This is a genomic window from Polaromonas sp. CT11-55 (assembly GCF_047303325.1).
Classification (GTDB): Bacteria; Pseudomonadota; Gammaproteobacteria; order Burkholderiales; family Burkholderiaceae_C; genus Polaromonas.
Genome location: NZ_JBKBEX010000023.1, coordinates 38,119 through 60,498 on the forward strand (window position 1 = coordinate 38,119; position 22,380 = coordinate 60,498).

Consider the following 22,380-nt stretch of genomic DNA (forward strand, 5'->3'; position numbering starts at 1 on the left):
CAAGCGTGGAGGCGCTTGCCCGGCGCCGAAAATTCGTTGCTATTCGTAAACCGGCCGCCTCAGCCCGGCTGCAGCATCGCCATGGTGATGCGCGAGACGCAGGTCAGCTCACCCGCGTCGTTGTGCAGGTCTATCTGCCAGACCTGGGTGCTGCGGCCTATGTGCACCGGGCGCGTGATGCCTGTGACCCAGCCGCTGGTCGTGCCCTTGAGGTGGTTGGCATTAATGTCCAGCCCCACGGCGCGATGGCCCGCCGGCACCGCAAAGGCCGCGCCGCAGGAGCCCAGGGTTTCGGCCAGCACCACCGACACGCCGCCGTGCAACAAGCCGTAGGGTTGCACCGTGCGGCGGTCCACCGGCACCCGCGCGCGTATGAAGTCGTCCCCGACCTCCAGGAACTCTATGCCCAGATGCGTCACCGCGCTGTCGGCGTTGGCGGCGGTGAGCAGTGCGACGGAGATGGGCTGTTTCCAGATGCGCATGGTGTTGGGCTTTCTCAGGTATCAGGACTATAAGCTTGCGGCCTACAGCAGGTGGGCCACTTGTCGCCTCGGCAACAGTGGCGCCAAGGCTTAAGCTGGCTCGCATGAGAGACATGATTCGATGACGCGCGCGAACAAGTGGCTGCTGGGTCTGGGCATCACGGCAGTGCTGCTGGGCGCCGCCTGGGTTGCGCTGTTGCGCCTGCTGCCGTCCGACGAAGAGCTGGCACGTCGCGCCTCCGTCGAACTGGAAGCCCGGCTGGGCACCAAGGTGCGCGTGGGCGCGCTGCATTGGCGGCTGCTGCCTTCGCCCGCCGTGGTGATTGAAGATGTCGCGACCGAGCAGCCTCAGCCCATACTGATCAAAAAGCTCACTGCCTATCCCGACGTGTTCGCGCTGGCGCAGCGCCGCGTCAAGATAGACCGGGCCGACCTGGAAGGCGCCGTGGTGCCCCAGCTCTCGCTGCACGGCCTGGGCAGCGGGCGCGAGAAGGACGAGACGGCGGCCGAAGAGCTGCCGCTGGCGCGCTTTGTGTTTCGCGATCTGACCTGGGTTTCGCGGCGCGGCATCGCGGTGGTCTATGAGGGCGAAGTCGATTTCGACCCCGGCTGGCGCCCGCGCAAGGCCGAGCTGCGCCGGCCCGGTTTCAAGCCCGCCACCGACCTGAGCCTGGCGCGCCAGGGCCAGGAGGATCGCTGGGCCGCGCGCATCCACGTGGGTGGGGGCACGGCCAACGGCGAAGTCAGGCTGGACTTTCGCGCCAATGGCCGCATGCACCTGGAGGGCACATTGCAGCCGCAGGGCGTGGAAGTCGAAAGCATGATGGCGGCATTCAACCGCCGCTCCGTCATCGCGGGCAAGGCCTCGGGCGAGACCACGCTCTCGGCCAACGGCGACACCGTGGGCGAGCTTGCGCGCTCGCTGCACACGCGCACGCCCTTCAGCATGGGCAAGTCCACCTTGCTGCGCTTTGACCTGGACAAGGCCGTGCGCAGCGCTGGCAAAGAGCACGCCGGCCAGACAGCGCTGGACTCGGTCACCGGCCGGCTCGACACGCAGAACACGCCGCAGGGCATGGTGGTCACTTATACAGATCTCAAGGCGACGTCGGGCTCATTGAGCGCTTCGGGCCAGGCCAAGGTTGCCAACCGCCAGATCGAGGCCGAGTTCGCCGTCGACCTGGTGGACGGCATCATCGGCGTCCCGCTCAGCGTCAGCGGCCCGCTCGACAATGTCAAATTCTCCGTGCCTAACAGCGCCATCGCGGGCGCGGTGGTCGGCACGGCCGTGTTGCCGGGCGTAGGCACGGCCATAGGCGCGCGCATAGGGGCCACGCTGGGGAAAATTCTCAGCCCGGGGCCGGCGTCGCCCGCATCCGCGCCGTCGCCCGCACGCGCGGCCAAGCCCGCCACAAGCCGATAAGCGTTGCATGGGATGGAGACCCCGGCGCGCGCCAGGCCTTTGGCGAGCTTCCCGCGGGCCGCAAGCGTAGAATCGTCCGCGGATTCCGCGTGCCGTTTGTAAGCCCTCGCTTTTGCACAGGTTTGCCACGGCAACGGTCCTGCCTCCCCTCATCTAGGACCCTGACATGCCCCAGCCGCTCTCCGCCGTACCCACGCCACTGGAACGCGCGCTTGACCAGAACGAGTCCGTGAAAGACACCGTGGAACAGTCGGCCGCCGAACTGCTGGTGATCAACACGGTGCTCAAACAGGAAATCCCGCCCGAAGTGCAAAGCGGCGAGGTGGCCCAGGCACTGGAAAAAACCGACGCGCTGGAAACCCGCATCCAGGAGTCCGCCGAAGACCTGGCCCAAGTCAACGAGGTGCTGGAGCAGCAAATCGACGAGCGCGCCGACCTGGAGCGCGAACTCAGGGCCACCAAGGCCGCCCTGGCCAAGGCGACGGGGCAAGCTCAGGCCAAATAAGGCAGCAGCCCACGCGGGCTGTCCCTGATCGCCCCCATTGTTGAACGGTTTATCAGGGTTATTACCTAGAATCCATTACACTCCGGTGCTTACGCTGCCGGCCCGCGCTTTTGCGCCGGGCGGTGGCTGGTTGTTCACCCCCAAGGCCGCACGGCCTTGTTCTTCTGGCTTCACGGCCGCCCCTTGGAGATTTTTCGCGATGTTTCGCCGCCGCTTCCTTTCGCTCGCCCCTCAATTGGCTGCCTTGTCGGCCGCCCCCGCTTTTATCCGCAATGCCTATGCCCAGGACGGCCTGACAGCCAAGGCCGTCACCATAGGCTGCACCGGTGCGACCAGCGGCCCGCTGGCCGGTGTCGGCGCAGAACTCAAACAAGGCGTGGACGCCGCCATGGGCCAGATCAACGCCAAGGGCGGCGTGAACGGCCGGGTGCTGCAGTTCCAGATGATGGACGACGCTTATGTACCGCAGCGCAGCGCCGACAACGTCAAGAAGATGATCGGCGACGGCAGCATTTTTGCGCTGATGTCCTGCGTGGGCACGCCCAACAACACCGCCATCGTGCCGCTGATTGAGGAGTCCAACCTGCCTTACGTCGGCCCGCGTTCGGGCGCCTCCTCGCTGCGCAAGCCCGGCATGCGCAATGTCTTCCATGTGCGCGCCAGCTATACCGACGAAACCCAGCGCCTGGTGCAGCGAGTCGTGAGCATGGGCATCAAAGACCTGGCCGTCGTCTACCTGGACAACGACTACGGCAAGGAAGTGCTGGTCGACGTCAGCCGCGCGCTGCAGGCGCAGGGCGCCAAGGCCGCGACGCAGGCGGCGCTGGCCGTTGACGGCAAGAACCTCACCGAGGTCGTGAACCAGGTTGTCGCCGGCAAACCCGGCGCCGTGCTGCTGGGCACCGCGGGCTCGGTGTCCGTCGGCCTGATCAGTGCGCTCAAGAAGGCGTCGCCCATGCTGCCGATCGCGGGCCTGAGCGTCACGCTGTCGGGCGACGGCATCAAGGCGCTGGGCGCGGCCGGCTCCGGCCTGGCGCTGACCATGGTGTTCCCCGACCCGTATCGCGCCAAGCTGCAGGTGGTGCGCGACTACCAGGCCGCCATGCGCGCCATCGGCCAGCAGGAGTTCTCGCCGGTCAGCTTTGAGAGCTACATCAATACCCTCGTCATGGCCGAGGGCCTGGAGCGCGCCGGCCGCGAGCTGACGCGCGCCAAGCTGCGCAACGCGCTGGCCGGCTTGCAGAAGTTCGACCTCGGCGGCTTCACTGTCGACTACGCCGCGCCGCCCTTCGCGGGTTCGAAGTTTGTGGAGCTCGGCGTGCTGGGTAACGGCGGCCGCTTTATCGGTTAAACGGCCAAGCCGCAAGTCAAAAAGCCCCGGCGGGTGCATCACCCGCCGGGGCTTCTTTTGTTGGGGGCCTGCTCAGTGTTTGCGATTGAGCAGCGCGTACAGCAGGATGGCGCCAAAGGTGGCCGTGCCTATGCCGCCCAGCGCGAACTGGCCGAAGCGCAGCGTGAAGTCGCCGGTGCCCAGCACCAGGGTGATGGCCGCGACGATGAGGTTCTTGTTGTCCGAAAAATCCACCTTGTTGTCGACCCAGATCTTGGCGCCGGCGACTGCGATCAGGCCGAACACCACGATGCTCACGCCGCCCATCACCGGCAGCGGGATGGCCTGGATCAGCGCGCCGAACTTGGGGCTGAAGCCCAGCAGCACGGCGATCAGCGCCGCCACCACAAAGACCGCCGTCGAGTAAATCTTGGTCGCGGCCATCACACCGATGTTCTCCGCGTAAGTCGTCACGCCCGTGCCGCCCGCGCCGCCCGAGACCATGGTGGCCACGCCGTCACCGATAAAGGCCCGGCCCATGTAGACGTCCAGCTTCTTGCCAGTCATGGCCGTCACCGCCTTGATGTGGCCCAGGTTCTCCGCCACCAGGATGATGGCCACCGGCGCGATCAGCAGCATGGCGCTGGCGTTGAACACCGGCGTGGTGAAGCCCGGCAGGCCGACCCAGGCCGCGCCGGCGATGCCCGAAATGTCTATCGGCTTGCCCAGGCCCAGGCCGTTGGTGAGCACCGCGTAAATCACGCTGGCCACGATCAGCCCGACCAGGATCAGGAGGCGCTGCACCATGCCGCGTGTCATCACCGCCACCAGCGCCACACTGACAAAGGTCACCAGCTGCATCCACGCATCGAAGTTGCCGGCCGCCATGTTCTTGACGGGAATGCTCGCCAGGTTCAGGCCTATCACCGCCACCACCGCACCCGTGACCACCGGCGGCATGAAACGCTCTATCCAGCCTGTGCCTATGGCCTGCACCACCACGCCTATCAGCGTGTAGAGCGCGCCGCAGGCGATGATGCCGCCCAGCGCCACGCCCAGATTGGCATTGGGGCCCTTGCCGGCGTAGGCCGTGGCGGCGATGACGACGCCGATGAACGCAAAGCTCGAGCCCAGGTAGCTCGGCACCTTGCCACCGGTGACGAGGAAAAAGATCAGCGTGCCTATGCCGCTCATCAGGATGGCGATGTTGGGATCAAAACCCATCAGGATGGGCGCCAGCACCGTAGCGCCGAACATCGCGATCACATGCTGCACGCCCATGACCGCGGTCTGCGGCCAGGGCAGGCGTTCATCGGGAGCTATCACTCCGCCTTGCTGCAGTACCGCGCTGCTTTTCTCCGTCCAGTCCAGCATTCCCATCGCTTGCTCCTCTTGTTGTAAGAACCTGTTTACGATCTAAGCGGGCCCGCGCAAGCCCCTTCTCGGGATGAGATGCAAGGCGCGGTGCGCCAGCCCATAGCACCGCTATGGGCCAGCATCGCAACGCCGCAGACCGCCCGAGAAGGCACTTGCCCTCCGGGTTGGGGTGAAATCGGGCGATTGAGCCACCCGGTCCCTTGCATGGGCATCAGCCCGTGCGGCGTGCCCGGTCGGCCCACTCATCCCGATTGCACCCCAACGCGGGCCCGCTTAGATCGTAACCAGGTTCTAGGTGAGGCAATGCTAGGGGGAATGGCGCTGGTGCACAAGCTGAGGCAGCAAAGGAATAAAGGAAAGCGGCACGCAGGCGCTCGGAAATGCCCTATTCCAAATCTTGTTCCCTCTCCCCCTGGGAGAGGGTTAGGGTGAGGGCCAGCGGCCCGGGACACACAGGGCGAACAAGGCGCAGCCAGCCCTCTTTGTGAAACAGGCCCGGCTTTAGCGAGCCGGTATCGATAAATCCAACAAAAAAAGGCCGCGTGCGGACAATCCGCGCGAATTTCCCTCGCGGCCTCGCATACCGTTCAGCGTCGCCAACCAAAGCTCGGCTCGCCACACGGCGAACAGCGATTGGCTCAGCCAAAACCCTCTCCCACCAACGTGATCGCCATGGGCTTTGTCCCGCGGCCCAAGCGGCGGGAGTTTTTCGGGAAGCAGGGAAGTCATGAGAAAACACACAAGCGGCGGTAAATACGCCACCAGCTCACGCCGGGCATGGCTCGCGCGAGCGGGCTGCCTCGGCATGGGCCTGGCCCTGCCTGGCGCCAGCCGCCCCGCCGGGCCAGGCCCCAAGAAACCCGCCACGAAAGCGGCACCCAAAACCCACTACCTGGTCTCAGCCATCCTGCGCGAAGGCGTGCAGGACTTCACCTTCAGGCTGGTCCACTCGGTGCAATCGGGATCCAGCGTCGACGAAGCCATCGGCCTCTTCACACGCTTGGTACTCGAAAAATACCCGGGCTATGCGATTGCGCAAACCACGGTAACCGACATCGTCCTGCCGCCGGGCGCATGCACCGCAGGCAAGCCGGGCAGTCCCAGAAAGCCCGGTCTCACCCTCTACATCGTCTCCGCCGCTATGAGCAGCAGCGCCAAGGACCTCGACACCCTGCTCGTCAACGGCTGGCTGCCCGGCAAAACCGCCGACGAGGCCCTGGCCCGTGTCATCCGCGACGTGAAGGCAAGCTACCCGATGTTCAAGCCCGCCAGCACGCTGGCCACCGAGCTGGATTTAACGCTGGCAGGATGTTCGGCGCCAAGTCCCGTGCGCAGCTTTGGGGAGCGGGCTTGATGAGCAGGATCCGTACACCCCAGGCGAGCCGCACCGTGCTCGCCGCCGCGCAGGTTTGCATCACGGTGATCCTCGCCGCGTGCGGTGCCACCGTTCAGCTGCACGCCCCCTCCAATGATCAAGCCAGTCAGCCCGCTCCTCAAATCACCGCAAGCGAACCCGCCATACCGCCGGGGCATCGCCTGGACAAATTCAAGCTTTGCTACGAACTGCGCCGTCCGCTGGCATCGCCGGCCGAGAAGCCCGTCAAGCGCTTCTCCATCGACGTCAGCATCCTCGTCCCGCAGGACGACTGCCTGGCGCTGGATGCCAATGGCTGGCTGCGGGTGGTGCCTGGGCAGTGCAGCAGCGTGCCCGCAAAAAGTGCTTGCGAGGAAAAACCATGAACGGACATTCCGCAGCAGCGAGCCTGGGTCGCACTTTTCTCCTGCTGCTGGCCGCCGCTTGCATCGCATGCCTTCAAGCTTGCGCAACAAAACCGCAGGCCCAGTACAAGGTTTACTTCTGCAACATGGAAGACACCATGGTGTCAGATATCCGCATCAACTACGGCAGGGCCCTGTGGACGATCCCACCGTTTCCCGCCCATGCCAAGGGTGGCGATGAAAGATGCCTGGGCGGCTACGCAATCACGACGATGGAGGTACTGCCCGAAGGCATGGCACTGAAATGGGTGCTGGGTGGCCGACGGTATGAAGTGAGCGTACCCATCAAGTCCAGGCTCAACGGGCTCTACCCCACCGGCGGCATCCAGGTGGTTTTCCAGAACAAGCGCGTGGAGGTGTTTGAGTATGTCTACCCGACCAACAACCACCTGATGCGGCTGCGGATTTATCCGCCTGTTGCGCCCAAGCCGGCACCTGGACCCAAGAAGCCGATTCAAGTGACGCGCGCTGGCGTGAACGAAGGCCCGAACTACATCCGTCCTTAGCGTCCCGCCATGATTTTCAAAAATTATTACTTATATCTTGTGGGCCTTGCGCCTGGATACACCAGAAAGTTTACTCACGCTTATTTGGAAAGGTAAGACGGCAATGTCAAAGCTAGCTTTTGAGGCCAGAAAAATAAGGCCATTTTTACTGCCATTTTTTGTGGCATTTCTAACGACGGTGTGTTTGCTTGAGGCGTTCTGTCAGCTATCAGCGGAACGCCGATTTAGCGGTGACTGGGATGTCAGGTTTCGCAAAGAGGCGGCTGCAGTTGAGATGTACGGGGAGGACATCTGGCTGCATGGCCACCGCACCCTAAAAACACCCTTTGACCCGACGTCCTGCGAAATAACGTCGCATAACAAATGGCATGTTTACTGGGCCGATGTTCAGTGTACGGCTGAAGACCAGCTGGGTCAGCAATGGCAATACACCGCCCGATACAGCAATACCACAACGCCCATGTTTGGCATCCCATTTTTAGTGGACATTGGGCCTCTTCGAGAAATGAAAGTAATCCCGGCGAAACCTTCAATCAAGGAGACGGGCAAATGAGATGGATTGCAATATTTTTAGGCGTGATTGCTGGTGGATTTTTCATGGCACAGGATTGGACGCCCTTGATTCGCTATACCCCGAATGTCGACGCGAGCTATCGCGACATCAGAGACGCAAAAAAGCGCGCGTTTCTTCGAACATTATTTGAGACTTTTGAATCTGAAAATCCACATGCTGAACAGCTAGATGTCATCGGCAGTAACCGTCCAAGTGGAGAGGAAATCAAGGCGCACCAGTCGCAATTTGATCAATCACTTAAGCGTCTTCGAGTTGGTCCTTGTCCTGAAAAAACAATCGTTGTCCCAACACGTTGGCAAAACATGGAAGCCATCGATCGCGTATTTCACGTTTTCGATATCGAACATTGCAAGTTTTAATTTATTGATAAAAAACCATGACTACTTGGACTAATTACCAATCTCAAATTCGCGTCGAAAGCGGTGTCACGTATTACATGGGGTCGACGTACCCTAACAAAGATTTTTTTGATGCTCACTGGTCCTATGGTCTAGGCTCCACCTTAGTAATTCCTTCGTCATTGGTTTGGGATCAGGTCGCATTGAAGGTACCGGCCATCAGCAACCTTACCGGCGTTAAAAATATACTAACAACAGAGTCGAATAGATATCCAGTTGGCTCTGTTTATGAAGCAACGGGGCCGTATGTCGTGGACTACTACAAAGCTTATGGATATCAAGTTACAGAGGGTATACCGTACAGTCTCGGAAACTCAACTCTGACTGCAACCATGATCTTCACCAAAGTGAGTGATCATGTAGTGCAAGGAACCGTCACCTACCAGCTCAAAGGAGATGAATTTGACTGGAACAGGAACGGTGACGAACAGAACAGGTTTAGTTTTATCGGGAATTTAAAGGAAGCCGGAGGCTGGCTTGCAGGCCCTGGTACCAAATATCAAATTGCCTTTAGCGGAAACACCGCGCTTCAGATCAATGGAACCGTTGCGGATGTCGGTCCCGCATCGGGCATCAATGACGGAAAATATTACCCTGTTGAAAGCAGCACACGCACTGTCATTGGCAACTATCAGCCACCCTCCAGTGCGCAACCCGGATCTGACTCTGAAAATGCTTCCATAAATATCGTCACCCCCACCGACGCCCCCACTCGCAACAGCAACAGCAACAACTACATCACCGATACCAGTGCAAACGATCATCTGGTGGTCATCAGGGACGGTGGCCGGATCTGGGATGCCTACATGGTGCAAAAGACTGAGCCCAATGGCTTTGTCAACTGGACTGACTTTCAGGCGGCTGTCGCAGCCAGCAACCCCAATATCCCAAACCTGAATCAGGTCGCGGCGGGCACTACGCTTTACATGCCAGAGAGGTTCACCGATGGCTCCATCACCTACCACTATGCCGGCGGCATCAGCATCAACAACAACGCCACCACGGGTGAATACCACATGGTTGTGCCCAATACCGATGGCACTGGAGGCCAGACCATCTACAGCCGCACCTACGACGGCAACGGCCTGGGTGGCGAAGGCTACATCGTCAAGCAAAGCACTACCAACCAAGCCGGCATCACCATCTTCGACTACACCGGGCGCCAAGACAGTCCGACCGCCGAAGTCAAGCCCGTTTCGATAACGGAGCAACTGAACGGCGTAGAGACCAGCAGCTTCTATGGCAGCGACGGAACCCTGACCGGACGCAGCAAGACGCTAAGTGACGCAGACGGTACGCCCACCAGCGACAGCCTGGCCAACACCCTACAAGGCCTGCGCAACGCCGCAGGCGATCTGGACGACATGCTGCTGGACGCAGCGGAACTGCGCGCCTTGAGCGGTTCGCAAGCTGAAGGCGAGGCCTGGGGTGGCGCCCGCCTGCTGACGCTGGGCAACGGCGCACTGGGTGACTACTTCCGCCATCACCAGGACGTCCAGACCGGCACCGTGATTCCCCTGCTGCTCGACGACCCGCAAACCCAGGGTCTGGGTTTGCTGGGCGGGTTTGACCTTGGCAACGGCGCGAACGTGCTGGACGGCATCAGCAGCGATGCCTCTGCCAGCTGGAACTACTTAAACAACTCCGCCGGCGGCATCGACTACATCGATTGGGGGTATGACACCAGCGTGGTCGACTATGCCAGCTATACCTACGATACCAGCGCCTATAGCTACAGCAGCTATACCTACGACAGTTATGACTACAGCGCCTACAACTACGGCAGCTACGACTACGGCTGGAGCAGCTGGTGGCCGGTCGCGCTGGATATGGATGGAGACGGTATTGAACTGGTGACCCAGGAGGACAGCCATGCCTGGTACGACGTCAAGGGTGATGGTTACCGGCGCAACATCGGCTGGGTCGGCAGCGACGACGCGCTCCTGGCCATTGATGAAAATCACGACGGCAAGATCACTGATGCCCGGGAATTGTCTTTTGCGCTGTGGACGGCGGATACCAGCGACACTGACTTACAAGCCCTCAAGACTGCCTTCGACACCAACCACGACCAGAAACTCGATGCCCGGGATGCGCGCTTTGCCGACCTGAGGGTGTGGCAGGACAAGAATGGCGACGGTGTGAGCGACGCAGGCGAGCTCAAGACCCTGGTCGAGGCCGGTATCAAAAGCATAGGCCTCAGTGTGGCCCAGACCGACTGGAGTAGCGGCGGCAACCGCGTGGCCGGCTTTGCCACGTATGAAAAGACTGACGGCACGCGAGGCTGGGCCGCGGACGTAGGCCTGGGCTATGACACCCAGGGCTGGAGGGCCAGCGTGGAAAGCAATCTGGTGCGCATGACGGAAAGCGGCGGCCTCGTTTATGGCATTGCACGCAACAATGCGCTTGCCCTTGACTTGGGCGCACAGGGCCTGGACGCGGCCATAGGAGGCACCGGCAGCGACACACTATCGGCCGGCAGCAAGATGGCCGTACTGCTCGAAGGTGGCGCGGGTGACGACAAACTCACTGGTGGTGCCGGGGATGACTGGCTAGCGGGCGACATCGGCTCGGACACGCTTTCGGGTGGCGACGGCGATGACACTTTGGTGATCGATGCACAGGATGCGCAAGCCAACCTCAATGGCGGGGCGGGCTTTGATATGGCGGTGGTGGCGGGTACTGCAGCCGTATCGCTGGACCTGGGAGCAGCGGGCATAGAAGCAGCAGTAGGCGGCGCCGGCAATGACAACCTGCGCACCAGCGGCACAGGCCGAGTGATTCTGGCCGGCGGCGCGGGCAGCGACAGCCTGTCTGGCAGTGCGGCCGGTGACTTGCTATACGGCGGCACGGGAGATGACGCGCTCAAAGGCGGGCGGGGCAATGATATATATGTTTTCAACAGAGGCGACGGCGCCGATACCATCACCGATGCGGCCACCGGCGTGACCATGGTCACGAATACCACGACGAGTGTGGAGTATTTCCCGACGGTGGTCTTGGAGCCCTGGGTGCTTACCATCAACTACCCCAATCAGGCTCTGCTTGACCAGACGCTGAGCTCGCTCACCGCCGCAGGTATCCCCTATGGCAGCGCTGCTTATGCCTATGTGCTGAACCTCAGCTTCAGGAACGGTTGGCAGTATGCGACCGGAAGTCGAACGACAAGCACTACGACGACCACGCCTGTGGAAGTCGAAGTCGATGCAGGCCAAGACACCTTGCGCTTTGGTGCGGGCATCGGTCGGGAAGACCTGGCGTTGACGAAAAACGGCGCCGATTGGATTTTCAGCATCGCCAACAACGGCGTAGCGAGCGGCGACCAGATCACACTGAAAAACCAGACCAATAGCAAGGCGCGCATCGAGTCCGTGGAGTTCTCCGATGGGCAGAAGTACGCCATGGAAGACTTGGTGTTTGGTACGGCGGGCGCAGATATTTTGTCGGGCACGGCGGCGGCGAATGTGATCAATGGTGGTGCCGGCGGAGACACAATGCGCGGCGGCGCGGGCGATGATTTTTACGTGGTCGATAGCGCGAGTGATAGCGTTCTGGAGAACGCCAATGAAGGTACGGATTCGGTACTTTCCAGCATCAGCTACACCCTGAGCGCCAATGTTGAGAACCTGACCGTGACCGGCGCGGCGGCCCTCAATGGCACCGGTAACACATTGAACAATGTTCTGATTGGCAACGGCGCGGCCAATGTGCTGGATGGCGGGCAGGGCAATGACACCTTGGACGGTGGCGGGGGTGCGGACACACTGAGTGGCGGTGCTGGGGATGACCGATATCGCTTCAGTCTGGGTAGTGGGAAGGACTCCATTGTGGAGACCAGCGGCAATGATCGTATTGTGTTTGGTAAAGGGATTAGCGCCGCGCAGATCACCGCCAGCATGACCAATGGCCAGGTCACCCTGTCCGCAGCACTTGGCGATAGCGTGAGTTTTGCCGCGCCGGCAATCAACAGCTACGCGATCGAGCAGTTTGAGTTTTCCGACGGGAGCGTGAAAGATGCGGCCTGGCTCAATGGTTTACTGAACGTAGCCCCTACCGGCGCCAACAAAACGCTGACCTTTAACGAAGATGGCAGCTATGCCATCACCGCTACCGACCTGGGCTTTAGCGATGCCAATCCCGGCGACAGCCTGAGCGCTGTACGCATCGACAGCCTGCCAGGAGCCGGTAGCTTGAGACTCGATGGCATTAATGTCACGACGGCTCAAGTCGTCAGTGCTGCCGACCTGGCGGCTGGTAGGCTGGTGTTCAGTCCGGCCGCCAATGCCAACGGCAACAACTACGCCAGCCTGACGTTCTCTGTCAAAGACCAGTTTGGTGCTTTCGATATTTCACCCAATACCTTGAGCTTTAACGTCACCCCGGTAAATGACGCCCCCACGGGAACAGCCACGATCAGCGGAACGCCCACCCAGAACCAGACCCTGACAGCAACCCATACGCTGGCCGATGTGGACGGCCTGGGCGTGGTCAGTTATCAATGGATGGCGGGCGGGGTCGCTATTGCAGGTGCGGTCAGTTCCCGCTGGACGCTGACCCAGGCCCAGGTGGGCAAGGCCATCAGCGTCAAGGCCAGTTACATCGACTTGCAGGGAACGGCGGAAAGCGTGATGAGCGCAAGCACCGCGGCTGTCGCCAATGTCAACGATGCACCCACCGGGACCGTCAGCTTGCTGCGGGGTGGCACCCCGCTGGGTGATACCACCACCGTCCAGCAAGGCGATATCTTGAGCACCGTCAGCACCCTGGCCGACGCCGACGGCTTGGGCGCCTTGAGCTACCAGTGGCAAAGCTCGACGGATGGCCTTAACTGGAACACGATCAGCGGCGCTACCTCCAGCAGTTTCAGTCCGGCCTCCAGCCTGGCCGGCCAGCGAGTGAGGGTGGCCGTGCGCTACACCGACGGCTTTGGCTTTGTGGAGAACCTGAACTCCGCAGCCACTGCAGCGGTCAACCGCATGCTCGGCACGGCCGGCGCCGACACGCTGGCTGGCACCGCAGGCGTGGACCGCCTCGAGGGCCTGGCCGGCAACGACGGGTATAGCGTCAACAACGCGGGCGATGCAGTGGTGGAGAATCCGAACGAAGGCATCGACAGCGTCACAAGCTCGGTGGCCTACATCTTGACGGCCAATGTCGAGAACCTGGCGCTGGTGGGCACAGCGATCAATGGGGCCGGCAACGCGCTGGACAACACCTTGACCGGCAACGGCAGCAATAACGTGCTGGTGGGCGGCTTTGGCAACGACACCCTGATGGGCGGCGCCGGCGACGACCTGCTCGACGGTGCCACGAGCGATGTGGTCAAGGTGGTTCAAACCGCCTCCTCGGCGACCACTTACCTGACCCGCTATTTCAACCAGGGCTTCGGAAGTGGCCAGGCCATCAGCGAAGTGGTTTCTACGGTCGACTCCATCATCCGCGCCGGGCGTCTTGGCGAAAACCTTCAGGTGCAGGGCACTACCGCAGTGGATAAAGTGTATGTGGGCGCGGGAACGACGGTGGATGCCACCTCGCTGGGTGGTGGTTCCGACGAAATCTACCTGACGGGGCGCCTGCAGGACTACGGTCTGAGCACTGCGGGTAGCACCCTGGTGCTGACCCGCACTGCAGGGTTGGCCGCAAGGCAATCCGAATTGATCAAGGTAGCGGCCGGCACCGGCACTCTCAACGACAAGCTTGTCTTCCTCGACGGCGCCATCAATACGCTGGACTTGAAGACAGCCATCGCCAGCGGCGCAGCGCCGGTGCTGGACGCCACCCGGCGCAGCAACCCGGCCGATACCGGCTTTGTCGTTGCAAGCCAGGGTGCCGATACGATGATGGGCGGCACAGGCAATGACAGCTATACGGCGGATGACGCGGGCGACGTGATCGTCGAGAACGCAGCAGAGGGCACGGACCTGGTGCAAAGTTACATCGCCAGCTACACGCTGCCGGCCAATGTGGAAAACCTGGACCTTGCCGGTGCGGCGGCGATCAACGGTGTCGGCAACGGCCTGAACAATTCCATCACCGGCAATAGCGGCAACAACATCCTTTATGGCGGTTTCGGCAACGACACCTTGATGGGCGGCGCCGGCGACGACGTGCTCGACGGTGCCACGGGCGATGTGGTCAAGGTGGTTCAAACCGCCTCTTCGGCGACCAGCTATCTGACCCGCTATCTCAACCAAAGCCCTGGAGGTGGCCAAGTCATCGGCGAAGTGGTTTCTACGGTCGACTCCATCATCCGCGCCGGGCGTCTTGGCGAAAACCTTCAGGTGCAGGGCACTACCGCAGTAGACAAAGTGTATGTGGGTGCCGGAACGACGGTGGATGCCCTCCCGCTAGGCGGCGGTATCGACGAGGTTTATGTGACGGGGCGCCTGCAGGACTACAGCCTGGGCACGGCAGGCAGCACCGTTTCACTGATGCGCACAGGTGGGCTAGCCCCGGGGCAGAAGGAAATGGTCAAGGTCACGGCTGGCACTGGTGCTTCCAATGACAAGCTGATTTTTCTCGACGGCGCCATCAGTACGCTGAGCCTGAAGACGGCCATCGTCAACGGCACGGCACCTGTGCTCGACACCACGCAGCGCAGCAATCCGGCTGATGCCAGCTTCGCGGCCCAAAGCCAGGGCGTCGACACCCTGATAGGCGGCACGGGCAATGACATTTTTATGGTAGACGACGTGGGCGACCTGGTGCAGGAAAACGCCGGCGAAGGCTCAGACTCGGTGCAAAGCTATCTGGCCAACTACACGCTGGGCGCCAATGTGGAGAACCTGACATTGCTGGGTAGCCTCAATGCCAACGGCACGGGCAACATGCTGGCCAATGTGCTCAGCGGCAATTCCGGCAACAACACTCTGACGGGTGGCGCCGGCGGCGACAGCTACCTGGCCTATCGCGGCATGGGACAGGACCGCATTGTCGAAAACGATACTACCCCAGGCACAACGGACATGTTGTGCTTCGGCGCGGGTATTGCCAGCAATCAACTGTGGTTCCGCCACACAGGCAACGACCTGGAGGTAAGCATCATAGGCACGGCAGACAAGGCCACCGTGCAGAACTGGTACCTGGGCGATGCTTACCACGTCGAGCAGATCAAGAGCGGCGACGGCAAGACTTTGCAGCACACCAATGTGGACAAGCTGGTCAGCGCCATGGCCGCCTTCGCGCCGCCGGCCATGGGCCAGACCAGCTTGACGGCTTCGCAGCAGACGGCGCTTGCGCCGGTGCTGGCGGCGAACTGGCACTAAAAAGCAGAGACAAAGAACCGGCCCTCAAGCCAGGAAGGCGGCCACTTCGCGCAGCACTTCCTCGTCCTTGAGGATCTTGCGATGCCCCAACCCCTCGGTCGCGACCAGGCGCGCGCCGGCAATCGCCTCGCTGTAGGCCACGCCGTCGGCGAAGCGGTTGATGCTGTCCTGCCGGTCATGCACCACCAGCGTGGGCAGGCTGATGCGCGGGCCGACCGCGGCGGGTTCGAACTGCGGCATCAAAATGCCTTCACGCGCTTCGATGCGCCGCTGCATGGCCGCACGCGTCGCTTCACGCAGGCCAAACACATGGGCGAACAGGCGCGTGTATTCGAGCGGCGAGGCCGGCGGCGCCAGCAGCACCAGGCGGCCGGCTGCCAGCCCGCGGCTGGCCGCGTAAGCGCTTGCATTGGCCGCCAGCGAATGCGCGACTACCGCGCGCAGCGTGTGGCCCTGTTGCAGCAGGCGCGCCGTCACATACTCCAGCACGCGCGCGAACTGCGGCAGGTTGCTGACCGAGCCGCCGCTGCGGCCGTGCGCCGGCATCTCGACGATCACCGGGCGCAGGCCTTGCGCACTGAGTTGCTCCGCCAGTGCCAGCATCTGCCCCGCATGGCCGCCCCAGCCATGTGCCAACAGCACCACCGGGCCATGCGGCGCGACGGGACGCGAATACAGGGTGAGGCTGGCGTCCTCGAACGGCCATTGCTCGATGTGCCAGTCGGGGCTCCAGCCGCGGCGCCGGCTGATCCACTTGGGCGGCAGGGGCGTGCCGAACAGCCGGTAGGCCGCGCGCACGGCCAGCGCCGGCCACAGCTGCTGCGAAGCGCCCAGGCCCCAGCGGAAGATGCGCGTCAGCGGGATGGCGTTGTAAAAGGCCGTGGTGGCCTGCAGGGAGGTGCGTGTCATGGCGTGGGTTCTTTCGTTCTGTCGCGGTGTTCAGTACCAGACCCAGTCTTCGTTACTGCGCGGCAGGCCGCGCAACGAAGCCAGGGCCGCCGTCACGGCGCGAACGCCGACAAATACACCCAGGGCAATGATCAGGATCAACATGATTTCCTCATTTCTCCGCACAATCGTGCGAAATTAGAATTTACTGACACACCGGAAACGGCATGGCTGCCCCTCTCCGCGCTTTTCTAGTCGTCTCTTATTGTGGGTTGCTCGCCTCGGTCTGGTAGCTTCGCAGCAGGCGCTTCCAGGATGCCTGGGCCCGGTCGGCCGCGCGGTTGTCGCGCAGGAAACGGGCATCGTGCAACAAGCCCATGGACAGGGCGTAAATCTCGGCCACCAGCTGCTCGGGGTCGGTGTCGGCCTGCAGGTGGCCGGCCTCCACCGCTTGCATCACGGTGCGGCGCAGGGCGGCGCGCCAGCGGGTGATTTCACCCAGCAACGTGTCGCGCAGCTCGCCTTCGCGGTCGTCCAGCTCGAAGGCGCCCGCGGTGTAAATACAGCCCGACTGGATTTCCACGTCACGCATGCGCACGATCCAGCGCTGCACGATGGCATCCAGGCGCGGCAGGCCCTTGGGCTGCTGCATGGCGGGCACAAACACGTCGGCAATAAAGCGCCGGCCGAACTCTTCAATGACGGCCTTCTGCAAGGCCTCGCGCGAGCCGATGCGCGAGAACACTCCGCTCTTGGAAATCCCGATGCGGTCGGCCACGGCCTGCAGCGTGATGGCCTCCAGGCCCTCCGCCGCGGCCAGGTCTATGCCCGCGCCAATGATGGCGGCGCGGGTCATTTCGCTTTTTTGGGTTTTGGCGTCCATAGCGCGGATATTAGCACGATTGTGCGAAAGAGCAATCCCCTCTTGTAAACCCGGTTTTGGACGCGCTTGGGCGCTTTTTAACAGGCGGCCACGCAATCGATCTCAATGTCAAAGTTGCCCGGCCAGGCAGGCACGCAGACAAAAATCCGGGCCGGCGGGTCTTTGGGAAAGTACCGCGCGTAAATGACATTGACCGCCGCGAACTTCTCGACCGAAGTGCAATAAACATTGCATTTAAGCACCTGACCCAGCGAGGAGCCCGCCGTTTCCAGGCAGAGCTTCATCTGCTCCAGCACCAGTTCGGTCTGGCGTTCAAGGGAGGCATTGATGACTTCGCCCGTTGCCGGGTCAAAGGGCGGAAGCCCGGCTACATAGACCGTGTTGCCATGGCGCGTGACGACCGAGGTGGGGGCTTTCCATCGCTCCAGCCAGGTGGAAAGGGGTTCGACGCGAACAATCTCTTTGGCCATGGCGATGTTCCGGTTGAGTTGGGTACTGCCGTCTTTGTACCCGCCAAGGGCCCGGTCATGCTTCGCGCCAGGACGAAGCATGGCCAGCGCTAGCGCCTGCGCCTGGTCGCTGGCGCCGGGACTTTGGGCATCAAGCCCACGGCCGCCCTGGCCAGTGCATCGGCTTCGCGGTTGCGGTGGCGCGGTATCCACACCAACTGCGCCGACGCGAAAGACCGCAGCTCGGCGCGCACCTCGTCGAACAGCGATGCAAGCCGCAGGAAGGGCTCCAGGGCGGTTCCCAACAGCTGCTCCACGACAACGCTGTTGTCGCAATGCACGACAAGCTCGCTGGCCCCGTGTTGCCGCGCATGTTGCAGCGCCGCCATCAGCGCGCGCAGCTCCGCCTCGTTGTTGCAACCTCGCCCTTCCGCCGGGGACGACAGCGTGTGCCGCGTACCGTCCGGCGCCATGAGCACCGCGCCCAAGCCCATGCGGCCCGGGTTGGGCACGGCGCTGCCGTCGCAGTAAATGTTCCACGGTGCGGCCTCAAGCTGCATCGCGGGCTTCCTGCGCGAGCGAGACCACAAAGTCCAGGAAGGCCCGGGTCTTGGCGGGCGGGTGGTGGCGCGAGGGATGCAGCGCATAGAGCGGGAAATGCTCGTCGGGCCAGTCGGGAAACAGCTCCACCAGCTTGCCGCCGGCCAGCAAGGCCTCCGAGCCCAGCGTCATGATCTGCGCGATGCCGTAGCCGGCCAGGCAGGCGCTCAACAGCGTCCCCGCGTCGTTGACAGTCAGGCGCCCGCCCGGCCATATTTCCAGCTTCTTGCGTTTGCGGTGAAATTCCCAGCTGAAAGGCTTGCCGGTTTCGGGATTGCGGAACTCGATGCAGACATGCGGGCCGCCGCGGTCCAGCTCCTGAGGCGTCAGCGGGCGGCCGTGCTTCTTGAGGTAGGCCGGGCTGGCGACGGTCGCCATGCGTGAATCGAGCAGGCGGCGGTACACCAGGCTGGAGGGCGCGGGATTGCCGAATCGTACCGCCAGGTCAAAGCCGTCGGCCACCATGTCGCCGAGCTGGTCCCTGGTCACCAGGTCCAGCTGCAGCTCCGGGTAGCGGGCCATGAAGGTGCCCAGCCGCGGCCCCAGCACCAGCCGAGAAAAGAAGGGGTCGACGTTGACGCGCAGGCGGCCACGCACGGCCGTCGCGCCGCCCGCCGCGGTGGCGGCGGCTTCCTCCAGCCCCGCCATCAACGGCATGACCTGCTCGTAAAAACGGCGGCCCTCGTCGGTCAGCGAGATGGCGCGCGTGGTCCGGTCGAACAGGCGTATGCCCAGCCGCGCTTCCAGGCGCGCCACGGCGCGGCTCACGCCGGGCTGCGACATCTCCAGCTGCTCGCCCGCGGCGGCGAAAGTGCCGGCGTCGACGATGGCCGCAAACACACCCATGCCATTGAGCATTCTTTCATCAAATCCGCTCATACATGCCAACTTGTCATGGATCAAATGCCATTCATGTTATCGCCAAATGAATGCGGGGTGCCCAGAATCCATCCATCGCGGCGTTTGCCGCAGCAACCAAGGAGTGGGTATGTATGCGATCACGGGGATCAGCGGCAAGGTGGGCAGCGTCGTAGCGCGGACTTTACTGCAGGCAGGCCGGCAAGTGAGGGCCGTTGTTCGCGATCCGGCCAAGGGCCGGGCCTGGGCTGGCGAGGGTTGCGACGTGGCGCTGGCCGACATGAACGACGAGGCGGCGCTCACGCGGGCCTTCACCGGCGCCGAGGCGGTGTTTGTGCTGCTCCCGCCCAACTTTGACCCTTCACCGGGGTTCCCCGAAACCCGCCGCATCGTCGCCGCGCTGCACGGCGCCCTGGCGGCCGCACGGCCGGCGCGCGTCGTCTGCATCTCGACGGTGGGCGCGCAGGCGAAACAAGCCAGCCTGTTGAGCCAGTTGGGCCTGCTGGAGCAAGGCCTGGGCGATCTCACAATGCCTGTCACCTTTCTGCGCCCGGCCTGGTTTATGGAAAACGCCGCATGGGACGTGGCACCCGCGCGCGAGAGCGGCCTCATCCCTGGCTTCCTCCAGCCGCTGGACAGGGCGATTCCCATGGTCGCCACGGCGGACGTGGGCCGCACGGCCGCTGGGCTGCTGCAAGAGTCCTGGGAAGGCCGCCGTGTTGTGGAGCTTGAAGGCCCCCGCCGCTATTCCCCCAGGGATATCGCAGCCGGCCTGGCCCGTCTGCTGCGCAGTGACGTGCGCGCCGAAGCGGTGCCGCGTGAGACCTGGCAGGCCAGCTTCAGCGGGCAGGGCATGAAGAACCCGGAGCCGCGCATGCGCATGCTGGACGGTTTCAATGAAGGCTGGCTTTCGTTCGAGCACACGCCGCGCAGGGGCGCCGTGGAGCTTGATACCGTGTTGCGCTCCCTGGTGTAAGAACGGCCTCAACGGGGGAATCCCCGACGCGTGCGAAGCCTGCGCCGGGTAAGCTCTTGGCATGACCCCTGTTCCGCAGATACGCCATTACCAGAACTGGCTGCAGGCCACACGCGGCCTGTCATTCGATAACTACGAAGCTTTGTGGCGCTGGTCGGTGACCGACATAGACGCCTTCTGGCAAAGCGTCTGGGATTACTTCGAGGTCCAGTCGCCCACCGCGCACACCGCCGTGCTGGGCCGGCGCGCCATGCCGGGCGCCGAATGGTTTCCCGGCGCGCAGGGCAATTACGCGCGACAGGTGTTCCGCCATGCGGCGGCCGCCGAGGCGGCTGGTGTGCCCGCCATCCTGAGCCATGGCGAAGCCAGCCTGGCCAGGGGCGAGCCAGCGCGTCAACTGGGCTGGGCGGAAATGCGCCGGCAGTCAGCCTCGCTGGCCCTGCACCTGAAAGCACAGGGCGTGCAACCCGGCGACCGCGTGGCCGCCTACCTGCCCAACACGCCCGAAACCATGGTGGCTTTTCTCGCAACGGTCAGCTTGGGCGCCGTCTGGAGCGTCTGCGCGCCCGACATGGGCACGCCCGCCGTGCTGGACCGCTTTCGCCAGATAGCACCCAAGGTGTTGATCGCCTGCAACGGCGTGCACTACGGAGGCCGCGATATGCCGCGCGACGAGGCGGTGGCCGAGCTGGCCGCGGCCCTGCCCAGCGTCACGCATGTGCTGATCCACGAGATCCTCCCGCCCTCCAGCCTGCCGCCCGGCCAGGCGAGCTTCGCGCAGGCCGTCGCGCGCGACGATGCGCAGGTCGCGGCCTTCGAGCCGCTCTGGCTGCCTTTTGAGCATCCGCTGTGGATCGTCTATTCCAGCGGCACCACCGGCCTGCCCAAGCCCATCGTCCACGGCCACGGCGGCGTCGCGCTCGTGGGGCTGGCGCTGCTGCGCCTGCACAACGACCTGGCGCCCAGCCATGCCGAGCCGGCGAAGCCGGAACGCTTTCACTGGTACAGCTCCACGGGCTGGATCATGTGGAATGTGCAGGCCGCCAGCCTGCTCAACGGCACGACCTGCTGCATTTACGACGGCAACCCGGCCGGCACCAACAAGGACAAGCCCGACTGGACCACGCTCTGGCGTTTTGTCGCGAACACCGGTGCGACCTTCTTCGGTGCGGGTGCGGCCTTTTTTGCCAATTGCATGAAGTCGGGCATTGACTTGGGCCAGTGCGGAGACCTGAGCCGCTTGCGCACGCTGGGCACCACAGGTTCCCCGCTGAGTGAGGACACGCAGCGCTGGGGCACGGCGCAGTTCGCGAAGATGGGAAACCCCAATATCTGGTGGTGCAATATCTCTGGGGGCACAGACTTCGCCGGCGCGTTTATCGGCGGCAATCGCGAACTGCCCGTGGTCCCCGGCGAAATGCAATGCCGCATCCTGGGCTGCGCCGTCGAAGCCTGGAACGACAAGGGCGAGTCTGTGATCGACGAAGTCGGTGAACTGGTTTGCACTCAGCCCCTGCCTTCCATGCCGCTGTATTTCGTCGGTGACAAGGACAATCAACGCTACCTGGCCAGCTACTTCGACACCTATCCCGGCGTCTGGCGCCACGGCGACTGGCTCAAGGTCACGCGTTCGGGCAGCTGCATCATCTACGGCCGCAGCGACGCCACCATCAACCGCCACGGCCTGCGCATGGGTACCAGCGAGCTCTATAGCGCCATCGAGGCCTTGCCCGAGGTGCTGGACTCCATGGTGGTCGACCTCGAGTACCTGGGCCGCGAAAGTTATATGCCGCTCTTTGTCGTGCTGCGAGCTGGCCAGGCGCTGGACGAGGCCATGAAGGCCAAACTCAACCAGGCCGTCAAGACCGCGCTGTCGCCGCGCTTTGTGCCCAACGAGATCTTCGCCGTGCCCGAGATCCCGCGCACGCTGTCGGGCAAGAAGCAGGAGCTGCCGATCAAGAAGCTCTTGCTGGGCCAGCCGCTGGAGAAAGTCGTGAACCGCGACGCCATGGCCAACCCCGCTTGCCTGGACTGGTATGTGGACTTTGCGCGCCGGCGCGCCGGGACTGCTCCTCAGGCTTGATCCG

The 22,380-nt window shown here is 63.0% G+C and carries 18 protein-coding genes; 11 read left to right on the forward strand and 7 right to left on the reverse strand.

The genetic code is table 11. The features are described 5' to 3' along the window. Positions 1 to 59: 59 nt before the first annotated feature. The gene (locus tag ACEN8I_RS18610; RefSeq protein WP_413330065.1) at positions 60 to 482 is read right to left on the reverse strand and encodes a hotdog fold thioesterase; all 423 of its coding nucleotides are present in this window, start codon (positions 480 to 482) and stop codon (positions 60 to 62) included. Positions 483 to 603: 121 nt separating this feature from the next. On the opposite strand from ACEN8I_RS18610, the gene ACEN8I_RS18615 reads away from it, so the two are divergent. The 3 genes from ACEN8I_RS18615 (at position 604) to ACEN8I_RS18625 (ending at position 3,761) form a co-directional block, all read left to right on the forward strand. Beyond that, the gene (locus tag ACEN8I_RS18615; RefSeq protein ID WP_413330066.1) at positions 604 to 1,905 is read left to right on the forward strand and encodes a hypothetical protein; all 1,302 of its coding nucleotides are present in this window, start codon (positions 604 to 606) and stop codon (positions 1,903 to 1,905) included. Positions 1,906 to 2,071: 166 nt separating this feature from the next. Further along, entirely contained in the window at positions 2,072 to 2,410 is a 339-nt protein-coding gene (locus tag ACEN8I_RS18620) for a hypothetical protein (protein ID WP_413330067.1), read from the forward strand. A gap of 199 nt (positions 2,411 to 2,609) precedes the next feature. Further along, the gene (locus ACEN8I_RS18625; protein ID WP_413330068.1) at positions 2,610 to 3,761 is read left to right on the forward strand and encodes an ABC transporter substrate-binding protein; all 1,152 of its coding nucleotides are present in this window, start codon (positions 2,610 to 2,612) and stop codon (positions 3,759 to 3,761) included. Positions 3,762 to 3,833: 72 nt separating this feature from the next. On the opposite strand, the gene ACEN8I_RS18630 is transcribed toward ACEN8I_RS18625, so the two are convergent. Then, entirely contained in the window at positions 3,834 to 5,120 is a 1,287-nt protein-coding gene (locus ACEN8I_RS18630; protein WP_413330069.1) for a solute carrier family 23 protein, read from the reverse strand. 724 nt (positions 5,121 to 5,844) lie between these two features. Here ACEN8I_RS18630 and ACEN8I_RS18635 point away from each other — a divergent pair. The 6 genes from ACEN8I_RS18635 to ACEN8I_RS18660 all read left to right on the forward strand — a co-directional run bounded on the left by ACEN8I_RS18635 (position 5,845) and on the right by ACEN8I_RS18660 (position 15,639). Next, complete coding sequence (locus ACEN8I_RS18635) at positions 5,845 to 6,471, forward strand: hypothetical protein (protein ID WP_413330070.1); 627 nt, start codon at positions 5,845 to 5,847, stop codon at positions 6,469 to 6,471. 35 nt (positions 6,472 to 6,506) lie between these two features. Next, the gene (locus ACEN8I_RS18640) at positions 6,507 to 6,857 is read left to right on the forward strand and encodes a hypothetical protein (protein ID WP_413330071.1); all 351 of its coding nucleotides are present in this window, start codon (positions 6,507 to 6,509) and stop codon (positions 6,855 to 6,857) included. Beyond that, positions 6,854 to 7,402, forward strand: a complete 549-nt coding sequence (locus tag ACEN8I_RS18645; RefSeq protein WP_413330072.1) for a hypothetical protein — start codon at positions 6,854 to 6,856, stop codon at positions 7,400 to 7,402. Before ACEN8I_RS18640 ends, ACEN8I_RS18645 begins: the two co-directional genes overlap by 4 nt. A gap of 103 nt (positions 7,403 to 7,505) precedes the next feature. Further along, a complete protein-coding gene (locus ACEN8I_RS18650; RefSeq protein WP_413330073.1) occupies positions 7,506 to 7,955 on the forward strand; it encodes a hypothetical protein in 450 nt (149 codons plus the stop codon). Further along, positions 7,952 to 8,335 carry a hypothetical protein gene (locus ACEN8I_RS18655; RefSeq protein WP_413330074.1) on the forward strand — a complete coding sequence of 128 codons (384 nt, stop codon included), beginning with the start codon at positions 7,952 to 7,954 and terminating at the stop codon, positions 8,333 to 8,335. Before ACEN8I_RS18650 ends, ACEN8I_RS18655 begins: the two co-directional genes overlap by 4 nt. 845 nt (positions 8,336 to 9,180) lie before the next feature. Then, positions 9,181 to 15,639, forward strand: a complete 6,459-nt coding sequence (locus tag ACEN8I_RS18660) for a calcium-binding protein (RefSeq protein WP_413330075.1) — start codon at positions 9,181 to 9,183, stop codon at positions 15,637 to 15,639. A gap of 24 nt (positions 15,640 to 15,663) precedes the next feature. On the opposite strand, the gene ACEN8I_RS18665 is transcribed toward ACEN8I_RS18660, so the two are convergent. From ACEN8I_RS18665 to ACEN8I_RS18685, 5 genes are all read right to left on the reverse strand, one after another. Beyond that, on the reverse strand, positions 15,664 to 16,548 hold the full coding sequence (locus ACEN8I_RS18665) for an alpha/beta fold hydrolase (RefSeq protein ID WP_413330076.1): 885 nt from the start codon (positions 16,546 to 16,548) through the stop codon (positions 15,664 to 15,666). A gap of 241 nt (positions 16,549 to 16,789) precedes the next feature. Beyond that, a complete protein-coding gene (locus ACEN8I_RS18670; protein ID WP_413330077.1) occupies positions 16,790 to 17,410 on the reverse strand; it encodes a TetR/AcrR family transcriptional regulator in 621 nt (206 codons plus the stop codon). Between the two features lie 77 nt (positions 17,411 to 17,487). Continuing rightward, on the reverse strand, positions 17,488 to 17,880 hold the full coding sequence (locus ACEN8I_RS18675) for a RidA family protein (protein ID WP_413330078.1): 393 nt from the start codon (positions 17,878 to 17,880) through the stop codon (positions 17,488 to 17,490). Positions 17,881 to 17,969: 89 nt separating this feature from the next. Continuing rightward, positions 17,970 to 18,419 (reverse strand): ribonuclease HI family protein, encoded by a 450-nt coding sequence (locus ACEN8I_RS18680; protein WP_413330079.1) that lies wholly within the window; start codon positions 18,417 to 18,419, stop codon positions 17,970 to 17,972. Continuing rightward, positions 18,409 to 19,338 carry a LysR family transcriptional regulator gene (locus ACEN8I_RS18685; RefSeq protein ID WP_413330080.1) on the reverse strand — a complete coding sequence of 310 codons (930 nt, stop codon included), beginning with the start codon at positions 19,336 to 19,338 and terminating at the stop codon, positions 18,409 to 18,411. The genes ACEN8I_RS18680 and ACEN8I_RS18685 overlap by 11 nt, the downstream gene beginning before the upstream one ends. A 109-nt stretch (positions 19,339 to 19,447) precedes the next feature. Between ACEN8I_RS18685 and ACEN8I_RS18690 the strand changes: the two genes are divergently transcribed. Further along, positions 19,448 to 20,293: an NAD(P)H-binding protein gene (locus tag ACEN8I_RS18690; RefSeq protein ID WP_413330081.1), complete on the forward strand. Its 846-nt coding sequence runs from the start codon at positions 19,448 to 19,450 to the stop codon at positions 20,291 to 20,293. Positions 20,294 to 20,354: 61 nt separating this feature from the next. Beyond that, on the forward strand, positions 20,355 to 22,376 hold the full coding sequence (locus ACEN8I_RS18695; RefSeq protein ID WP_413330082.1) for an acetoacetate--CoA ligase: 2,022 nt from the start codon (positions 20,355 to 20,357) through the stop codon (positions 22,374 to 22,376). Positions 22,377 to 22,380: the final 4 nt, after the last annotated feature.